The organism is Methylomonas fluvii (assembly GCF_014850975.1).
Taxonomy (GTDB): Bacteria; Pseudomonadota; Gammaproteobacteria; order Methylococcales; family Methylomonadaceae; genus Methylomonas; species Methylomonas fluvii.
Window position 1 is genome coordinate 836,687 of the sequence record NZ_JACXST010000003.1, and the last position, 18,998, is coordinate 855,684.

An 18,998-nucleotide genomic window follows, 5' to 3' on the forward strand; every position below is an offset into this window, starting at 1 on the left:
GACGGATTGAGTTGCCGATCGGAGCGAAGACTTAACCCACCACGCATTTCGAACGTTCCTCCATCCTTGTACGCATTGCACGCCGATGTTTATGGGCCACTGCTCCTTTCCTCTCGTGGTTATATTAGGAGTTATAACTGCAACCTTGCCAATCGCTGTAGGCCTATCGAAGCCGGGGCGCCGAAGGTTTTGCGGAATTCGTGGCTGAAATGGGCTGAATCGGTGAAGCCGGTGGCGTGCGAGGCGGTGGTAAAGCTGTGGCCGCGGATGATCTCGCGGATAGCTTGGCGCATCCGGTTCCAGCTGCGGTAACAGCAGAACGGCACGCCGATTTGTTCAGTAAACAAGTGCTGAAAACGTGAAGGCGACAAACCGGCTTGCCTAGCCCAGGTAGCGACCGGCGTCAGGTCGTCGCCGTGTGCGGACAGATGATCGATTAAGCTGGTCAGGCGTGGATCGATGACGGCGGACTGGGCGCGACGCTTGGCGTATCCCAATAAATCCAGCAGCGACTCCGTCGTCCAGTCCGGCTGGTAGCGGTCTTCGTACAAGTCGCGCATGAAACGAATTTCGCCGCCGTTGCCAACCAGGGCGCCGTTCAGCGCCCGGCTGTTGTTGATCAGCGGCTTGAAGGCATCGGCGCCGGCGATGGTCGGCTCAATATACAGTACGGTAATCGGCTCGCCGCCGACATCCAGTTCATGCAACACCCCGGCCGGGATGATGGCGGTGCGGCACCACAGCCAGTCGCCGCCGTGCAAACGCAGGCGGAATTTGCCGTAGAGGCCGGCCAGAAAAACCGGCGCGCCGTGTTGGTGGCTGGCGTTGTAGTACAACGGGCCGGTGAAATAGGTGCGGCCGTCGCGGATATCCCAGAGCGCGTCGAACCAGTTGTCGCCGAGCGCAGCACGTTCGTACAAGCGCGGTGTTTGCGTCATTGTTTAAACTCCTCTTCGCCGTTAGCCGCGCAGTCTAGCCCAAAGTCGGCAGCGCGGACAATCTTGGCTACGCCAGCGCTTATCCATAAACACCCCGACGAGGAAAACCATGACCACGCAAAACCCCCTATCCACCGCCAACCTGATTTTGCTGAGCTTTGGCGGGCTATGTCTGCTCATCGCATTGGCCATCGCCTGGGTGCTGGGCGTCACCCTGTTTTTCCCTGACGGCACGTTGGCCGGCCAATTGGCGGTACGCGACGACGTCATTCGCGCCCACATCGATTACCTGATGATGGCACAGTTTCTGTTGATCTTTTTCCTGGGCTTCAGCCAATATGCCATCAACCCGCCACTGTGGCTGGTAGCGGCCTGTTGCTTCGGTGCATTTTTTAATCCGCTGGCCTTCTTGATCAGAGGCCTGACGCCCAAGGCCGTCGAAATGGTTCCGGTCGAACCGCATTTTCCGCTACAGGCGATGCTGAGCTTTTCGTTGACCACGATCGGTTTTCTCGGCGCTATCGTGCTGATCGCGCGGGCGGCGTGGATGGCTCATCTGTCGAAGAATTGAAAGCTGTTATCCATAGCCGAAGCCAGGCGACTAGCCGCGGCGCTATTTACGGGCGGCGCGCCGTAATTCTTGTGAGGTGCGCCCGAACACATTCAGGCAACTGCGGCACATTTTTTCCGCGGAACCGAAACCTACATCCCTGGCAATTTGTTCAAGCGGCTCCAGGGTTTCTTCGATTCTGGGCCGCGCGACATCCAGCCTAAGCCGCTCGATGGCTTTGGCCGGCGTCATGCCGGTGGCGTTAAAAAAAGTCCGGCTGAATTGGCGCGGACTGATACAAGCCACTTCGGCCAAGCGCTCGACGGATAACGATTCGCGGAGATGGTCGCGGGCATAGTAAAGTACGTCTCTTACCCGACCGGAAGTTGGCGTGATGTCCAGGACGGCCGAAAATTGCGATTGACCGCCCAAACGGCGGTGGTAAACCACCAGTCCTTGGCAACGCATTTTGCAACCGAGGAACCGAAATCGTCTTCGATCAGCATCAACGCCAAATCTATGCCGGCAGTCAATCCGGCCGCCGTCCAAATATTGCCCTGTTTTATGAAAATCCGGTCTATATCGACCAACACTTTGGGATAGTGCGATTGCAATAATCCCGCATAACGCCAGTGAGTGGTCGCTCTGCGGCCATCCAGCAAGCCGGCGGCTGCGAGCAGGAAGGCGCCGTTACAAACACTAACGACGCGCATACCCCGGAGGGCACTTTCCGCAAAAAACGCCTTAGTTAAGGCATTCAAACCATAGACATGGGCCGTCGGGCCGCCAACCGCCACGACAGTGTCATAGTCGCCCACTTTGCCCAATTTCTCGGTCGCTATACTCAAACCGGCCCGGTCTAGGATTGCGCCACCCGTCGCCGATACCACGCTGAATTCGTAATGGCCGCCGTAAAGTTCGTTGACCAGGTTAAATGCCGAGCACGGACCGCTTAAATCGAGCAATTCGAATTCCGGATAGACGAAGAAAATAATTTTTCGCGTCATTGATGTTTAGCCGCTACGAACTTACCTGTTTCCATAATAGGGCTCACGCTGGAATGCAGTGAACCGTGCCGCCTGGATAATCACGGAAACGGCACTGTCCATTTGGGTTAATGGCTGCCTTGAGCCTGTTTGGTATAAGCGGCGATTGCGCCTCGGCTATACTCCTGAATCATATCGTCGATTAAGCGCGAATATTTTTCGGCGATCGCCTAGCCGGCATTTTCAATCGTGCCCGGTCCCAGCGGCGGATGCGGATCGTATTCGACAACCAGGTTGGCCAATTCCGCAAATTCGCGTCCCAAGGTCACATCCGCCACCATCAGCGCCGCTTCGAAACTGCCGATACCGGGTCTTGCGGTATAAAGATTACCATCCACCACGACACTACCGCCGCTGGCCACCACTTCCGCCGCGCCCAACTTTTCCAGCAAAGGCAGCGAATTAAGACTGGTTGTCACCCGCTTGCCCTGCAAAAGACCCGCCGCCCCCAACAAAACCACGCCATTGCAAACGCCAATCAGGTATTTAGCCTGGCGGCCTTGCTTGGCCACGAAGGCGATGACCTCAGGATCGTTGCTGGTTTCCGGTGCCAGCATCGGCACGGCCAGCACATACAGCTGTTCCGGACAATCTGAAAACGTGGTGGTCGGCCTGGTCCACCAAGCCGGGAAGCCTTCCACCAGATCCAGCGTTTTCCACAGCAAATGGATTTCGGCGCCAGGACTGAAGCCGAAAACCGCCTGAACCCCGACCATATCCATCGGCAGGAAACCCGGCCCGATCACGATACCAACCCGAAACGACCGAGTACCCCGGGGGAGACACCGCTCGCGCGAAGCGTTGATAGGAAGGAAGCGGCTGCGAATGGCTGTTTTGCATCATATGTTCTCCAAAAAGTTAGGGATTTCAGGGCGATGTCGCCCATGCGCATAATGACAAATCCACCCGGATGTCTAAATGACATAAAAACCGCAATTTAGGACATTCCGCACTGAAAGGACCAGGGTTAAGAAATGAAAACGAGCTCGAGCGGCGGCATCCAGTTGGCAAGCATATGACGAATGCTCGGGTCAACCGTATTTGCCGTCTTGCACCTGGCTTATTGATCCTCGGCGTCTGGGAGTATCGTGCTTTTGGCCAGTTCGATGAGCTTGCAAACCGTTCGCCAATTGCGGCCCGTCATCGCCACACCGAGACGCTTTTCGGCCTGGGCCGCCAGTTTCGAGCGGCCGAACCCTTCGGCGCATGCAGGTAGAACACCCGATTGATCAGACTAAACCGTTCGCTGTTTTTCTGGATGGCGGCCAGCGCGACCAAGTCGGGGTTGGCCGACGCGGACAGCAAAAAATTCAGATGCAAGGTATTAGGCTGGATTTCCGCGTCGGGAAAGGGATTGGCTCGCACGGCCTGTTCCAGTTCCGCCAGCTCCAGCAGCAATATCTGCGGCTCGAAACCGTGGCCTTTGTTGATTTCCGCCACGATTCGCGACGCAAGTAATCCAACGTTTTCCGCGTGGCTGCGAAACACCGCATTGCCGCTTTGGATATAGGTTTTGACGTCGCCGAAGCCTAGGCTTTCGAAAATGGCAACCAATGCCGGCATCGGCAGGATATGCTTCCCGCCGACGTTGATGCCTCTAAACAATGCTATATAAGTCTTCATTTTTTTACCGAGTGCCGCAGCCTGTTGGAATCAGCATTTAGCTTTCTTCAATTGATCTTTTGGCTCTCGGCGACTTGCCCTTACGTTGATTATGTTGAGCCCGCCACGCGGCATCGTAAGAGCGCCGTGCCCAGATAGCGGCTTGATCGCGGTCTTCCATAAACTCGGCCGGCGCTTGGTAATACGACATTTTCATCAGCTTGCCTTCCCGCTGATAAGCGAATGGTGCAAGCCCCTGTTCCTCGAAAAACTTGGCATTTTCGGCATCCGCCTTGAGATACAACGTATCGTCCGCCACCAAGGCAAACATCAAGCCATCGTGGTAGACGCCATAACCACCAAACATCTTGCGGATATTGACGGTGCCGAACAGTTCGAACACTTCGGGCAAATAGGCGATAAATTCGCTCATCGGAATACCTTGTTGATGGATGATGGCAAGCTTGGGAACACTCATAAAACCCGTTTTGACTGGCGGCCGCAAATTCCAAAGGTTTTTCTCATTTCTTCCGCAATAAATACCCGGAATAGGCCACGAAATCCTGGCCATCGATCGTCTCCAGCCGCACGGTTTCCTGCATGCCACGCCCCAGCCCAAGAATGACGGCCGCGTTTTCCGACACCGGTGCCATCGGGAAACTCAGATTATTCATATCGAAAGCGGGAATGGAATACTCCAGCATCAAAAAGCCGTCCCGCTCGCGTAGCGCGCATTTTTCTGGGACCATCGCCTCGCCTTCGGCAAGATTCACAATTTCGTATTCGCCCAAGCGGCTTCGCATGGCGGCAGGAATCGGTACGGGTTGGATTTTCTCGCCCAACACAAAGGTTTGGCCTTGCCAATGGGCCAACGCCAGATCATGGCCGTCGACATGGCGCACCGACACACCCACTTCGGCCAACTGCTTGGGTTGTAGCGGTAGCAAACCCAACAGCTTATAGCGAATGCCGAATTTGCCGTCGTCCCTGCCGACCAAATCCAGGCTTTTACCGTTCAGCTCGGTGACCAGGGTATCGCCATCCGCCGTTAACTTGATGTAACCCAGCGCCGTTGCATATTGTCCGGCTGCCAGTTGCTGTTGTTGCGGGGTTAAGCCGCGGGTTTCGATTTCAGGCGTTTCGGCGTCATCCGGCAGCGGCTGGCCGGTTTTTATCGCAACCGCCAGTTTTAGTGCCTTATCGGTGACTTTGTCGATCAAGTCGCCGGTGGGCGGGGAATTCGCCAGCACGACCACGCCTAGCTTGTGTTCCGGCAGCACCGTCAGCAGGCTACGGTGAAAAAGTGTTGCCCCGCCGTGTGCGGCCACATCGCCGATACCGGGCTTGCTGGTCAAGAACCAACCCAAACCGGTTTTGGTGCCCACATCCAGCGCCACATCCTGGTTTTGCTGGCGCAGCATTTCATGCAGGGTTTCCGGCTTCAATATTTGGTGGCCATTAGCTTTGCCGTCCGCCAAGACCATGGCGATAAAGCGGCTTAGATCCAAGACATTGGCGTTCAAGCCGCCGGCCGGCATATCGCGCAACGGCACTTCGGTCTTTTCGTCATGCTTTTTATAGGCTTTGGAAGCCAGTTCTCCTTCTATGCCCGGCGAAAATACCGCATGCGTCATGCCAAGCGGCTTTAGCAGCTGCCGGTCGGCATAACGGCTGAAATCCTGGCCGGTCAGCCGTTCCAACATCGTCCCTAATAGGGTGATGCCCAGATTCGAATAGGCCCAGATGCGATTGGGCGGATAAGCAACGTATTCGTCTTTTAGCGGGTCGATAAGCTGACTGAACGCTACAGGATGCGCAGTCCACATGCCATTCCCCCTATCGCCCGGCAAACCGGAATGATGGGTCATGATATTGCGCGGCGTTATCGGTCCGGCATCTGGGAAGCGGCTTTTGATCGCAAAATTCGGCAGATAAGTTTGCAACGGCCGATCAATATCCAGCTTGCCCTGCTCAGCCAGTTGCATCACCAGCGTATCGGTGAAAAGTTTGGAGATTGAACCGACTCGATAAACCGTTTCCGGTGTCGCGGCAATCTGCTTGGCTTGATCGGCATAGCCGAAACCTTGCGACCAGACGATCTGCTGATCATCCACCACGGCGATACTCAAGCCTTCCACGTCCTGTTCGGACATTTCCCGTTCGATCAGCCAAGTCAGATGAGTCTTGAGGTTACTGTAATCGCCGCGTTGCGCGGTATCCGGTTTTAGCGGTGGCGAACCGGCGCAACCGCTGAGCAAAAGCAATATCGCGCTTAAACAAGTCAAATAGGTTTTCATCTGATCCTTGAAGGGGTGATCGTCGATTAATTGGCCAGCAAGATTACAAGCCGTGTGTTTGGTGCTTTGAGGCTGTTACCAGAGCTAACTTTGGTGGGTGGATAGTATTAGGCGAGCCAATTGTAGTCAAACGTTTTAACAGTGCGGCCTTGAGCCTACGCGTGGGCAGACTCTTCCAGTAATGTGTTCGAGACGATCATCCCCCGACCGAAAACGCCGTCTTATCCACCACCCGCCGCAACACGAAACTGGTGTGTACTCCGGTCACACCGGGAATACCGGTGATGCGTTTCAGCAGCAACTCCTGGTAGGCGTCCAAGTCCTTGACCACCACCTTGAGCTGGTAGTCGGCGGCTTGGCCGGTGATCAGCAGACATTCCAGGACTTCAGGAATACCGGCGACCGCCGCTTCGAAAGTGCTGAAACGTTCCGGCGTGTGCTGGTCCATCGAAATGTGGATCAAGGCCATCAACGTCAATCCCAAGGCTTTGGCATCCAGCAGCGCCCGGTAGCCGACGACCAAGCCGCCCTCCTCCAAGGCCCGCACCCGCCGCAAACACGGCGACGGCGACAAGCCGATGCGGTCGGCCAGTTCCTGATTGCTGATGCGGCCGTCGGTTTGCAGGATGTTCAAGATTTGCCTGTCGTATTTATCCAGCTCCATAAAATGCCCGCTAATCATTTAATAAAACAATAAAATAAATATTTATTCATATTTACAGCAACATTCTATCAATATTTAACCTTTTAAACAGCATAAACGCAATCGGCTGGCGGACGGTTTGGCCTATCCTATCGGCTACCGTTTTGAGGAGTTAAAAGCCATGTTGACCGACCCTTCCCACAAATACCGCCCGTTTCCACCGATAGCGCTTGCCGACCGCCAATGGCCCAATCGCACGATCAGCCAAGCGCCGATCTGGATGAGCACCGACTTGCGCGACGGCAACCAAGCTTTGTTCGAGCCGATGAACGCCGAACGCAAGCTGCGCCTGTTCCGCACCTTATGCAGCATCGGTTTCAAGGAAATCGAAGTGGCGTTTCCGTCGGCCTCGCAAACCGATTTCGATTTCGTGCGCCGCTTGATAAACGAGGGTTTGATCCCCGCCGACGTGACCATCGAAGTGCTCAGCCACGCTCGCGAACCCTTGCTCCGTAGAACCGTCGAAGCCTTGCAGGGCGCGCGCTCGGCCATCGTCCATATCGTCAACGCCACCTCCCAAGCGTTTCGCGACCAGGTGTTAGGCATGAGACGGTCCGAGGTGTTGGCGATGGCTGTCGATGCGGTGCGCTTGGTCAAACAATTGACCGCCGACCAACCGCAAACCCAGTGGCGCTTGCAATACAGCCTGGAAGCCTTCACCGCCACCGAGCCGGATTTCGCCGTCGAGGTGTGCGATGCGGTCAGCGCCGCCTGGGGCGCGACGCCGGACAACAAGATCATCCTCAACTTGCCGTCGTCGGTGGAAACGGCGACGCCGAACGTCTACGCCGACCAGATCGAATGGATGCACCGGCATATCGCCCGCCGCGACAGCGTCATCCTCAGCGTGCATCCGCACAACGACCGTGGCACGGCGGTGGCCGCTGCCGAACTGGCGTTGATGGCCGGCGCCGAGCGCGTCGAGGGTTGCTTGTTCGGCAACGGCGAACGCACCGGCAACGTGGATTTGGTGACGCTGGCCTTGAATCTTTATACCCAGGGCGTGGCGCCGGGCTTGGATTTTTCCGACATCGACAAGGTGGTGGGCGAATTCGAGGCTTGCACCGGCATGAGCGTACCGCCGCGCCAACCCTATGCCGGCGAGTTGGTGTTCACCGCGTTTTCCGGCTCGCACCAGGACGCCATCAAGAAAGGCTTTGCCGTCCGGCAACCCGATAGTGTCTGGAACGTGCCGTATCTACCGTTCGATCCGGCCGACGTCGGTCGCGGTTACGACGCGGTGATCCGCATCAACAGCCAGTCCGGCAAGGGCGGCATCGCCCATTTATTGGAAAGCCATTACGGCGTGGTGCTGCCGCGCCGTTTGCAGATCGAATTTTCGCGAGTGGTCCAACAGCACACCGACCGCCACGGCGGCGAAATCGGCGCGGAAGCGTTGTGGCAATTGTTTGCCCAGACCTATCTGGATTTGGCAAAGCCTTTGCGTTACCGGGGCCATCAATTGTTCGAGCACGCGCAAGGCCAAGGCATACAACTGAACATCGAATGGGACGGCGAACCGCGCACATTAACCGGCGTAGGTAACGGACCGATAGACGCCGCCGTCCAGGCTTTGCACTGCCTCGGCGGCGCAGTGTCGGTACGCAGTTACGAAGAACGCTCGGTCGGCAGCGGCGGCGATGCCCAGGCCTGCGCCTTCGTCGAACTGGCGGCAGCGAACGGAACCACGACCTATGGCGTCGGCTTGGACGCCAACATCGTTACAGCATCAATTAAGGCGCTGATCAGCGGTTGCAATCGCTTGGGCGGCGATTTGGGCATTATGCAATTTCGCAAAATTGAACATGCAGGTTTGAGCGCCGATAGCACGGCGGCGTCCGAGGCAACCGTTTAACGCAGGAGACAACATTGAATACTTACCGCCGGAATGCCCAGGATTATGCCCAAAACTCGCAAGCCCAACAGCAATGGGCTAAAGAACTGATCGCGGGCATGCGCTTGACCGGCCGCGAAACCGTGCTGGATTTGGGTTGCGGCGACGGCAAAGTAACGGCGGAAATCGCCGCAATCGTCGATCAAGGCACGGTGGTCGGCATCGACAACTCGGAAGCGATGATCGCCCTGGCCCAGCGCCGATACCCGCAAACGCAACATCCCAACCTGGCTTTCCAAGTCATGGATGCGGGGAATTTAAGCTTTGCCGAACAATTTGACGTGGTGTTCTCCAACGCGGTACCGCACTGGGTCAAGCAACACCAACCAGTGGGCGGCGATGGACCGAGTCAAAGGCACGGCGCCATGGTCGCGGTATTTCGGCGGCTTCGAGTTTCCGAACACCTTTTCGGGAGTCGATGAATACCGGGTGATGCTGAAAGCCGCCGGATTTACCGTCGAACGGCTAGAGCTCGTCGCCAAGGACATGACCCACGATGGCCGTGCCGGTTTGGCGAGCTGAATTCGAACCACCTGGCTGCCTTACACGCACCGTGTTCCCGAGGCATACCGGGAAGCCTTTATCGAAGCGGTATGTTCCAGATATCTGGATCAAGTGCCCTTGTGCGCTGACGGCCAAGCCCATGTGGCGATGGTCTTGCTTGAGGTTGAAGCGGAGAAATCGGCAAAACGTTAATCCGAGTAGCCCCGAATAGCGAAGCGAATTCGGGGGAATGGGATGCCTTTTTCCGTATGAATATGGTTCGATATTCGCACGGTCCTTATGCGTCAAATGCTTAGCTGATTGTGTTAGTTCGGCCAAGACCCGCCAAACGAAACGAACCTGCCGATGGGAAATGGTAGGGTGTGGTGAGTTTACGAACCGCACCAATCGCGAACGATGCGGTGCACGCTGTTTACCGCATCCTACGGGCTAGGGCCTTTTCCGTAACATTAAAACGTCATGCGAATTTGGGCTTCAACCTAGTCAATTGTTTTTCTCCCCACCAATCGGCAAATTTGCTTGGTGAAAACATTGGCCTCCTTCCTATTGGGAATACTTCTGGAGGCGCATAGCGACATATCAGGTAGACAAGTTCGGGAATGCTCCAGACTTGCACGCCAAGTCGCTGACATTCAGCTTTTGATTCTTCACTTAAGCGGTACGTTGTCACTAGAACCAACTGCAATGGAGTTAGCAGCTGGACACCAAGATTTTTCCAAACACTACTTTCGCTTCTCTGGATTAGCCAACTACCCACTAACTCACGGATATGTGCCGGATTAATTACTTTCAAGTCACCTGGATTTGAGCCAATGGCCGCTTTTGATGATGCAACCACCATCACACGATGACCAGCACGAATAACATTATCGGTGGCAAGTCCATCTAAGAAAGCATCCTCAATACGAATCAACTGGTTCCATCCAATGGCATCAATACCTTGATCACCTGATCCCTTCGTTGCTTCGCCGTAGTGACAAACTCTGGACAAAATAGCGGCAGCAACTAGTTCTAACTTGTGACCCTTGTCGATTTGTAACAGTTCCTTACGGATCGATTGATGTTTTTCAATGCGTTTCAGAAAGTCTGGAGGGCTATCGGCCGGCAATCCCTTTAGACTTAAGTATGCTGCAATTCCAGAAATAAATGTCCGATTTGCCGTCTTATCTCGATAGATCACAAAGGCAGGTACTTGGCCTTTATCCCTTAACAATTCGTCACGCGCAAGGGTAAGACGGCCGATAGATATCGCTCCAATGCCGGTTGGGTCTGGGTCGGGAAATTCACTTGCTCGTTGTATAGCATTCAAACCTAAGACGTCACCAAAAAAGTCTTCAATCGGTCTTTGTGGCGTGTAAATGTCCAATTTATAGGCGACATCGATTACGCGCTGAATATCAGTGCTACTTAAAGCCATATTAATTACTTGACAACGCGCCTATCACAGTCAGCATGGTATGGATCTGCTTTTGCAGTTCCTCTAGCTTCTGTTTGGTCTCTGGCGAATTAGTTAATTCATCTGCTGTCGTTCGCTTTAGACTCCTCGTAAAGCTGGCGATTTTCTTGGGCAAAGCCCCTCTTTTCGTTCTTCGAAAAGGATTTCTGCGGATTTGAAATCGCGATCAATCAGCGACTCTTCAATGGTCACATCATCCAGCTTTAGCATATCGCGAAGCCTGCGGACAGCTGTCTCAGCAGACCGCTCTGGGATAAACTCATCATCAACATCCTCGTCAGAGGATGACGGTGGGCCAAGCCGGGTAATTAGATAGTGGAAAAAAGCCTGTACATGTTCACGATTTAAGTACCGTTTTTCTTGGTCGGACCAATTAAGCCATCGAGATATAACAGGTGCCCGAGCGGCCTCGGAGAATGCGTTATAGGTAAGCGAATGTTCAATGCCATTCTTGCGTTCGTACTGCACAAAATCCTGATAAAGCACATGTGCTTTCAAATCCCGAAGCACTTCTGCTTTTTTTCGACCGAAACGCTCTGCGACTTCGGTTACGCTCCATCCCTCATCAAAGATGAGCCTCGCCTGAAATTCATATCTGCTTGCTGGTTCCCAGTTTTTAGCCCCCATCAGATGGCGCATGCCAATGAATATCTCTGAGGCACGACGATAAACCTCTAATCGCTTTGGCGATGTGCTGATTACCGGACCTTGTAAAACATAGCAGGGAAGGGTTTGCAGTGACTCTCGTACTGACGGGCGCAGCCCAAGAAGTGTTGGTCCATTTTATTCAATCAGCTTACGCACTGCAGATACACGTCGGTTTCCTTCGAGGACCAGAAATTTGTTTCCGTCATATCTCGCAACGATCAAGCGCTCATGTCTTAAGAACCCATTGTGCACAATCGATGCTGCTAGAGAACTTATATCAAATCGCGGATCGCTATTGATGACGTTAAAGAGTTTATCTTGGATCGACGGCTGCCCAAACAATTCAACCTCTAAGTTGCCGAAGGTTTCCCCTACCCGCTCAAGTAAGCGAAGGTTCATGGGATCTAGAAGCAACCGCGAAGGCTCAATCTCTAAAGAATCACCTTCAGGCAAATCCAGAGCAGGCCCCTTACTACGAACAGTCTCCTCATCTGGGCTATTGACCGTATTGCTCAAGGTCTTTCGTGCCGCATCAGTTTTCTGAGTCTTACTAGGGGCTTTTGAACTTTTATTCGTGGTTGTTTTGGTTGTCATTGGATACTACTTTCTTTGTTTTTTCGAAAGATTACACGAAACTGTAAATCGCTCAAGCGTTTCCGCTAACTATCTCGGAATTTTTCCAATTTGGCAGGCACAAACTGAAGAACCGCAACTTGGTAGCCCGCGTAGCTCCGATTAGCGGTAGCGTAATCGGAGGAATGTTGGCTTCGAAATGTGCGATTACGCAAGCTAATCGCACATTTTAAAGGACAGCTTATTTGCCTTTTCCTTAACCGTTTTTCCTGTTAGGCCTAACCGCGCGCCAGCCGTGGGCTAGCAGCAGTAACAGGAATCGCCCATCTTGGCGGGCGAAAAATCTCAAAGCCCTCAATACGGCGTACTGTCCTTGTGTGTGAAGTGGAAACTATTGTCGACGAACGCCGCCTGCAAGTCGTCGTCCGGGTAAACGGCTTGGTCGCCCGCGCTACGGTCGCCGATTTCCAGATATAGCACGTCGTCAGCAGATTCGTTGACCAGCCTATGGGCATCGCCGCTGCCGGCTTTGAAGCCGGCGCAAATGCCGGGCGACAACGGCGTGGGGCCGGCGTCGGTGTAAAGGGTCGGACAGCCTTGCAAGATGTAGATGAACTCGTCCTGCTTGGCATGAGCATGGCGCAACGCGGAAATCGCGCCTGGTTCCAATTTGGTCAGATTGACGCCGAAGTTTTGCAGGCCGAACAAATCCCCTAGCGCCCGCTTTTCTCGGCCTGCCAGCCGGACGCCATGCAGGTCCAAAATGGCTTGCGGATATAAGGATTTTCTTGCCCGTGGTGGCACTTGATCGGCTAGCGCGGCAATTGGGAAAGCTGATTCTGTCATGGGGAACAATCCGAAAAGGATAAAAATCGACAAGATTAGCCGACAAACGGCGCGCAGATGAAGTCGATGGCGCCGTAGTCGCAACCGCATTGGCTCAGCAACGCGGTGATTTGGCCGCGATGATGGGTTTTGTGGTTCAGCAAGGTGGTCAACATGATTGCGACGCTCAGTTCCTTGAACTGACCGGTGGACAGGCTGCGGAAGGCGATGCGCCGTTGCAAGTCGTCGGCTTGCAAGCCTTCAATCCATTCCAACAAGGCCTGGTCGCAATCGGCTTGCGCCGCCCGCAGTTCTGTGAAATCGGCGTACAGTTCCAAGTCCAGGCGTTGATACGGCACCAGCTGGCCCTGCAAGCGGGCTAGCCAGACGCGATCGCCCAGCAGCAAATGATTCCAGGTGCCATGGATGGAATGAAAAAATACGCCCCTATCTTGTTTGCGCTCGTCATCCGTCAAAGTCAAGCAGACGTCGTACAAACGCTGGTTGACCCACTCGCTGTAACGCTCTTGCAGTTGCAAATTTTCCAACAAATTCATGCGATGCCTCCACACTCTTGGTCTATGGTCCGCCGAAAGGCCTGTTGCAAGCGTTGGAATACCGGTCCTGGGCAACTAGGCAACGATCGACAGTCGATACTGGCTACCGCTATCAATTCCGCGCCGGTGCCGGTCAGGAAACATTCGTCGGCGGCGTACAAATCGTAGACGCCTAACGGCTGTTCGCTGGTTTCGATGCCGTCGGCTTGCCCCAACTGTAACACCAACTCCCGAGTGATGCCTTCCAGTGCGCCTTCGCTGCACGGCGGCGTCAGCAAGCGACCATTGCGGACGATGAAGATATTGTCGGCGGTGCCTTCGGCCACCCGGCCTTGGGCGTTGAGCAGTATAGCCTCGTCGGCGCCGGCATGGTTGGCTTCGATTTTGGCCAGAATGTGGTTCAAATAATTCAGACTTTTGATGCGCGGATCGAGGCCGTCGGCCGACAGGCGGCGCACCGACGATACCATCAATCGCGCCCCGGCCTGCAGCTCATCAATGGCAATCATCGTCAATTGGTCGGCGATGGCAATGATATTTGCTTGAGTACAGCTTTTGGGATTCAAGCCGAGGGGTCCCTCGCCGCGCGTGACCATCAGGCGAATATAGCCATCGTCGTCTGGAAACGCATCGATCAGCTGTTCGATGACGGCCGTCAATTCGTCGCTAGAGAGCGGTATTTCCAGTGCAATCGCCCGCGCCGACAAAGCCAGGCGTTGCAAATGCTTCTGCAGCCGGAAGGCGCGACGCCTGTAAATGCGTATGCCTTCGAACACGCCGTCGCCGTATAGCAAACCGTGGTCGTTGACGGGAACAGTCGCTTGAGAGGTAGGCAACAGTTGGCCGTTCAGCCAGGTTATCGAATGGGTATTCATCAAATTCTCCTGATGTTAGCGTTGGTTTGGGGATTTTCTGCCTGCCAAGACGCAAGCGACGACTACAGAGGCTGTTGCCAGTTGTTCAATCTCGACGCTTTCGCCGATCAACACTGAACCGGCCGCCATGCTCAGAAACGGCTGCAACAATTGCAGTTGGCCGATCCTCGCGGTGCCGCCCAGCGCCAGACCGCGGTACCAGGCAAAAAAGGCCAGATACATGCTGACCACGCTGACGTAGGCAAAGCCTAACAAGCTACGACAGGTGACCTGCTCGAAGCGCGGCGGCGCGGCTTCCACCACCCACGGCAACAACAGCGGTGCGGTGATCAACAAAGCCCAACTGATGGTTTGCCAAGCGCCCAGCTGTTTGGCCAGCCGGGCGCCTTCGGCATATCCGTAGGCCGCGCAGGCAATCGCCGCCAGCAAATACAGATCCGCTTGTTGCAGTCCCGCCGCACCGGACAGATAGACGAAGACCAAAATGGCCGTGCTGCCCAATGCCGTTGCCAGCCAGAATCGCCATGCCGGCCGTTCGCCCGACAGCAGCACACCGAAACCGGCGGTCAACAACGGCGTCAAGCCAACCACCACGGCACCATGCACCGCCGACACTTGTCGCAAGGCCAATGCCGACAACAGCGGAAAGCCGATCACCACGCCGCCGGCGGTCGCGGCCAGCCTCAGCCATTGGCTGCCCTTGGGCAAGCGGCCGCCTCGCCACCACAACGCCAACGCCGCCAACAACGATGCAGCAACCGCTCGGCCCAAACCGACGAATACCGGATCGAGTTCTGCCACTGCCAGCCGGGTCGCCGGCAAGGTCAGGCTGAAGCCGAGAATGCCGGCGCAACCGAACCAATAACCGCGCGTCAGTTCGGAGGCTTGGGAAGTCATACTGGGGTTTCGGTCGCCAGCGGTGAACGCGGCGCGGCGCAACAAGCGGAGTTTCATAATTTTACCCTGTTTGATTGGAGGCGCTACTTTAGGCTATGATCGGGCAATCGATACAGATGCAAACTCTGTAAATTATATCGATACAATTTCGAGCAAAATTGAATTGTATCGGTCACCAACCGCCAAAACTGTATTGCACGCCGCCATGAATCTTCGTTACGAAAATCTCGCCGAACATTTACTCAACGCCATCGCGCAGAATCTGTACCGACCTGGTGAACGCCTGCCCAGCGTCCGTCAGCTCAGTCAGCAGCATCAGGTCAGCACCGCGACGGCGGTCAGCGCCTTGCGCTTGCTGGAAGACCAGGGCCATCTCGAAGCCAGGCAACGCTCGGGTTATTACGTCAAACCGCGCCCGCGCAGTTCGTTGCAGGAACCGGCGATGTCGGCGCCGCCGCGCGAACCGACGTTGGTGACGGGTCAGGAAATGGTGTTGCGTCTGGTCAAGGCCGCCAACGATCCAAAGATCGTGCAATTGGGCGCGGCGGTGCCGGCGGCGGCGTTTTTGCCGACGCAAAAAATGGCCCAGCTGTCGGCCAACGTCGCCCGCCGTTACAGCCAGCGCATTGCCAATTACGAGTTTCCACCGGGTGCGCCGGAATTGCGCCGGCAAATCGCCCGGCGCATGTCGGAACTCGGCTGCCCGGTCGATCCCAACGACATCCTGATCACCAACGGCTGTCAGGAAGCGATGACGCTGGCCTTGCGGGCGGTTACCAAGCCGGGCGACATCGTCGCCGTCGAATCGCCGACCTTTTACGGACTGTTGCAAGTCATCGAATCGTTGTCGCTACGCGCGATCGAAATACCGACCCATCCGCGCGACGGCATCGCGCTGGACGCCTTGCAACTGGCCTGCGAGCAATGGCCGATCAAGGCTTGTATCGCAGTGCCCAACTACAGCAATCCCTTGGGTTATTGCATGAGCGACGCGCGCAAACGCGCCTTGGTGGAATTGACCAACCGCAACCGGATCGTACTGATCGAAGACGATATTTACGGCGACCTGGGCTTCGGCCCGCAACGGCCGCGATGGCGAAAAGCTGGGATAGCGAAGGACGGGTATTGTATTGCTCGTCGTTTTCTAAATCGCTGTGCCCCGGTTTACGGGTAGGTTGGCTGGTGGCCGGGCCGTACCTGGAACAAAGCGAATATCTGAAATACGTCGGCAATCTGGCGACGCCGACCCTGGCGCAATTGACGGTCGCGGAAATGCTGGCCAAAGGCGGCTACGAACGCCATCTGCGCCAGGCGCGCAACCAATACCGGCAAGCCGTGGACAGAATGACGGCGGCCATCGGCGCTTATTTTCCGCCGGGCACCCGCGTCACCCAGCCGGAGGGCGGCTTCGTGATCTGGGTGGAGTTGCCGCAAACCGTCGATGCGACAGCACTCAGCCGGCGCGCCTTGCAGCAAGGCATCAGCATCGCGCCCGGCCCGATGTTCTCGGCGACGCAAAAATACCGCAGCTTCATCCGCCTGAATTGCGCGGTGGATTGGGACGAGCGGGTCAATCAGGCCTTGGTTAAATTGGGACAGATGGTTGGTGGGCAATGACCAAAATTTTACGGCCTTCTGCTCCAATTCAAATATGTTCCAACGCATATTGCCGAATAGCAACCTCTGCTTTTCGCCATCGCCATTGTCGATTACGTACAATTGGGGCGAACCACCCGCAGCAATAACGCCATGCGTGGTTCGGCGGATAGAAACAAAAATTGCCAGATATTGAATACCCTGGCCGTCACTGAAAATGGTGGATTTTCAGTGTTGCTGGCCGGGTTTTTTAGCAGATTCTTGATGGGTTGAACACTAAAACTCAGTCGATCGCCGCTAGGCAGACCAATTTGCAATCGGGCTGCATCGCCACTACCAAGGTTGTCTGGCGATAGCTCAGAATACCGAATTGCGAATGATTAAAACGACGTTCGCCACCTTCACGAAGAAGCACCGCTTGTTGTTGCCAATAGTGCGCGAAAGCGGGACTTTGTGTTAACAGCTGTTCGACCAATCGTTGCAGGTCACTGTCGAGTGGCCGGCGATGATAATCGGCGCGAAACTCTGCCACCAGCCTCTGCGCACGCTCGGGCCAATCCACAATAAACTGTTGGGCTTTGGCATTAAGAAACACATAGTTCAGCAGATTACGCTCGCTGGAATCAGCACCCAGCCAATCGACGAATAGTTTCGCAGCTTGACAATTCCAGGCGCGCGCAGTCCATAGTCGGTCGATTAAATAAGCCGGTCCGTTGAACTGACTAGGCAACTCCAATAGTTGCGGCAACAAATCCATCGGTACTTCCGCTGTAGTATCGGGATCGCGCCGACCGGCCAAGTCAAATAGCGACGCGCGTTCGGCAGGCGATAAACTCAAGGCTTGCGCCAAGCGGTTTAAGGTTGTGACGGAGGCTTGTACCTTGCGCCCTTGTTCCAACCAAGTCAACCAGGTAACACTCACCCCGGCGGCATCCGCCAACTCTTCGCGACGCCAACCCGGCGTACGCCGTCGCCCGATCGATTTAGCCGGTGTCGGTAAATGTTCCCGATGGGTACGTATAAACGCGCCTAACAAGCGGCGCCGATTGGAATCGGACATGGTGGCTTTTATACCAGTATAAATAGTTATCTTGTACCAGTTAAAAAGCCGCCTGACAATAGCGCCGTCATCAATCAATCAGGAGTTAACGATGCAGCGCTATCAATGGAACGCCGAGGACTATCGGCAAAATTCCTCTGCCCAACAGCAGTGGGCTCAGCAATTAATCGCCAAGTTAAATTTGACTGGTACTGAAGCAGTACTGGATGTTGGCTGCGGCGATGGCAAAGTAACCGCCGAAATCGCCAGTTATTTAACGCATGGACAAGTTGTTGGCATCGATAATTCGGAGGCAATGATCGCTTTGGCTAACCGCGAGTACCCGACTAACCGTTATGCCAATCTGTTATTCCAGCAAATGGACGCACGGGAATTGGAATTTAGCGACCGATTCGATGTGGTGTTTTCCAATGCCGTGCTGCATTGGATTGACGATCATATGCAGGTGATAACCGGCATGCATCAAAGCTTGAAACCGGGCGGCAGGATGCTTTTACAAATGGGTGCCCACAACGGCATGCCCAAGTTTATGGCCGCTTTGGAACAAGTGCTTGCCTTGCCGCAGTGGCGCGATTATTTCGCTGGCTTTTCATGTCCCTACGGATTCAAAAGCGTTGAAGATTATCAACGTTGGTTGCCGGCAGTGGGTTTTGTAATCAAGCGTTTGGAATTGATCGAAAAACATGCACTTCATGCGGATGCGGAAGCGTTCAAAGGCTGGATCCGAACTACTTGGTTGCCCTATACCGGACGAGTACCACAAGCTAAGCGCATTCAGTTGATTGAGGCAATCGCAACTCAATATCTTGCGTCAAGCCCGGCGGATGCGAACGGTCGAGTATCTGTGCTGATGGTTAGGCTGGAAGTGGAAGCCGAAAAATAGCATCAACAGAGGGTTTAAAAAATCACGTAGTCAGTTGAATGATTGGTATTCCGGAAAATGGCTATCTTAGCGGTAGAATTTTCCGGATATCCTG

At 55.0% G+C, this 18,998-nt stretch carries 22 protein-coding genes; 6 read left to right on the plus strand and 16 right to left on the minus strand.

Annotated elements, in window-relative coordinates; translation table 11 throughout:
• Positions 1-131: 131 nt before the first annotated feature.
• A complete protein-coding gene (locus EBB_RS21355; protein WP_192395725.1) occupies positions 132-938 on the minus strand; it encodes a helix-turn-helix domain-containing protein in 807 nt (268 codons plus the stop codon).
• Positions 939-1,047: 109 nt separating this feature from the next.
• Here EBB_RS21355 and EBB_RS21360 point away from each other — a divergent pair, with 109 nt between their 5' ends.
• Positions 1,048-1,509, plus strand: a complete 462-nt coding sequence (locus tag EBB_RS21360) for a hypothetical protein (RefSeq protein ID WP_192395726.1) — start codon at positions 1,048-1,050, stop codon at positions 1,507-1,509.
• Between the two features lie 42 nt (positions 1,510-1,551).
• Here EBB_RS21360 and EBB_RS26160 read toward each other — a convergent pair whose 3' ends face one another.
• From EBB_RS26160 to EBB_RS21390, 7 genes are all read right to left on the minus strand, one after another.
• On the minus strand, positions 1,552-1,920 hold the full coding sequence (locus EBB_RS26160) for a helix-turn-helix domain-containing protein (protein WP_223146898.1): 369 nt from the start codon (positions 1,918-1,920) through the stop codon (positions 1,552-1,554).
• A complete protein-coding gene (locus tag EBB_RS21365) occupies positions 1,860-2,495 on the minus strand; it encodes an AraC family transcriptional regulator (protein WP_223146899.1) in 636 nt (211 codons plus the stop codon). Before EBB_RS21365 ends, EBB_RS26160 begins: the two co-directional genes overlap by 61 nt.
• A gap of 209 nt (positions 2,496-2,704) precedes the next feature.
• Positions 2,705-3,280 carry a DJ-1/PfpI family protein gene (locus EBB_RS21370; RefSeq protein ID WP_223146900.1) on the minus strand — a complete coding sequence of 192 codons (576 nt, stop codon included), beginning with the start codon at positions 3,278-3,280 and terminating at the stop codon, positions 2,705-2,707.
• 394 nt (positions 3,281-3,674) lie between these two features.
• Positions 3,675-4,157 carry a DUF1697 domain-containing protein gene (locus tag EBB_RS21375; RefSeq protein WP_223146901.1) on the minus strand — a complete coding sequence of 161 codons (483 nt, stop codon included), beginning with the start codon at positions 4,155-4,157 and terminating at the stop codon, positions 3,675-3,677.
• A gap of 37 nt (positions 4,158-4,194) precedes the next feature.
• Entirely contained in the window at positions 4,195-4,614 is a 420-nt protein-coding gene (locus tag EBB_RS21380; protein WP_225587667.1) for a TfoX/Sxy family protein, read from the minus strand.
• A gap of 43 nt (positions 4,615-4,657) precedes the next feature.
• Positions 4,658-6,433: a serine hydrolase domain-containing protein gene (locus EBB_RS21385; RefSeq protein WP_192395728.1), complete on the minus strand. Its 1,776-nt coding sequence runs from the start codon at positions 6,431-6,433 to the stop codon at positions 4,658-4,660.
• A 196-nt stretch (positions 6,434-6,629) separates the two neighbouring features.
• Positions 6,630-7,097, minus strand: coding sequence for an Lrp/AsnC family transcriptional regulator (locus EBB_RS21390; RefSeq protein WP_192395729.1), 468 nt, complete (start codon positions 7,095-7,097; stop codon positions 6,630-6,632).
• 118 nt (positions 7,098-7,215) lie between these two features.
• On the opposite strand from EBB_RS21390, the gene leuA reads away from it, so the two are divergent.
• Together leuA and EBB_RS26165 are read left to right on the plus strand one after the other, a co-directional pair.
• Entirely contained in the window at positions 7,216-8,991 is a 1,776-nt protein-coding gene (leuA, locus tag EBB_RS21395) for a 2-isopropylmalate synthase (protein WP_442785865.1), read from the plus strand.
• 14 nt (positions 8,992-9,005) lie between these two features.
• Positions 9,006-9,452, plus strand: coding sequence for a class I SAM-dependent methyltransferase (locus EBB_RS26165; RefSeq protein WP_225587669.1), 447 nt, complete (start codon positions 9,006-9,008; stop codon positions 9,450-9,452).
• 539 nt (positions 9,453-9,991) lie between these two features.
• Here EBB_RS26165 and EBB_RS21405 read toward each other — a convergent pair.
• The 7 genes from EBB_RS21405 to EBB_RS21435 form a co-directional block, all read right to left on the minus strand.
• Positions 9,992-10,951: a hypothetical protein gene (locus tag EBB_RS21405; RefSeq protein WP_192395730.1), complete on the minus strand. Its 960-nt coding sequence runs from the start codon at positions 10,949-10,951 to the stop codon at positions 9,992-9,994.
• A gap of 117 nt (positions 10,952-11,068) precedes the next feature.
• A complete protein-coding gene (locus tag EBB_RS21410; RefSeq protein WP_192395731.1) occupies positions 11,069-11,629 on the minus strand; it encodes a hypothetical protein in 561 nt (186 codons plus the stop codon).
• A gap of 144 nt (positions 11,630-11,773) precedes the next feature.
• Entirely contained in the window at positions 11,774-12,232 is a 459-nt protein-coding gene (locus EBB_RS21415; RefSeq protein ID WP_192395732.1) for a ParB N-terminal domain-containing protein, read from the minus strand.
• Between the two features lie 333 nt (positions 12,233-12,565).
• Positions 12,566-13,057 carry a cupin domain-containing protein gene (locus tag EBB_RS21420; protein WP_192395733.1) on the minus strand — a complete coding sequence of 164 codons (492 nt, stop codon included), beginning with the start codon at positions 13,055-13,057 and terminating at the stop codon, positions 12,566-12,568.
• Between the two features lie 35 nt (positions 13,058-13,092).
• The gene (locus tag EBB_RS21425) at positions 13,093-13,593 is read right to left on the minus strand and encodes a DinB family protein (RefSeq protein WP_192395734.1); all 501 of its coding nucleotides are present in this window, start codon (positions 13,591-13,593) and stop codon (positions 13,093-13,095) included.
• Entirely contained in the window at positions 13,590-14,468 is an 879-nt protein-coding gene (gene ilvE, locus EBB_RS21430) for a branched-chain-amino-acid transaminase (protein ID WP_192395735.1), read from the minus strand. Before ilvE ends, EBB_RS21425 begins: the two co-directional genes overlap by 4 nt.
• 15 nt (positions 14,469-14,483) lie before the next feature.
• The gene (locus tag EBB_RS21435) at positions 14,484-15,422 is read right to left on the minus strand and encodes a DMT family transporter (RefSeq protein ID WP_223146902.1); all 939 of its coding nucleotides are present in this window, start codon (positions 15,420-15,422) and stop codon (positions 14,484-14,486) included.
• Between the two features lie 148 nt (positions 15,423-15,570).
• Here EBB_RS21435 and EBB_RS21440 point away from each other — a divergent pair, with 148 nt between their 5' ends.
• Together EBB_RS21440 and EBB_RS26550 are read left to right on the plus strand one after the other, a co-directional pair.
• A complete protein-coding gene (locus EBB_RS21440) occupies positions 15,571-16,539 on the plus strand; it encodes an aminotransferase-like domain-containing protein (protein ID WP_306790033.1) in 969 nt (322 codons plus the stop codon).
• A complete protein-coding gene (locus EBB_RS26550; protein WP_306790034.1) occupies positions 16,458-16,982 on the plus strand; it encodes an aminotransferase-like domain-containing protein in 525 nt (174 codons plus the stop codon). The genes EBB_RS21440 and EBB_RS26550 overlap by 82 nt, the downstream gene beginning before the upstream one ends.
• Positions 16,983-17,244: 262 nt before the next feature.
• On the opposite strand, the gene EBB_RS21445 is transcribed toward EBB_RS26550, so the two are convergent.
• Positions 17,245-18,021: a helix-turn-helix transcriptional regulator gene (locus EBB_RS21445; RefSeq protein ID WP_192395736.1), complete on the minus strand. Its 777-nt coding sequence runs from the start codon at positions 18,019-18,021 to the stop codon at positions 17,245-17,247.
• Between the two features lie 91 nt (positions 18,022-18,112).
• On the opposite strand from EBB_RS21445, the gene EBB_RS21450 reads away from it, so the two are divergent.
• The gene (locus EBB_RS21450) at positions 18,113-18,904 is read left to right on the plus strand and encodes a class I SAM-dependent methyltransferase (protein ID WP_192395737.1); all 792 of its coding nucleotides are present in this window, start codon (positions 18,113-18,115) and stop codon (positions 18,902-18,904) included.
• The last annotated feature ends 94 nt before the right edge of the window (positions 18,905-18,998 follow it).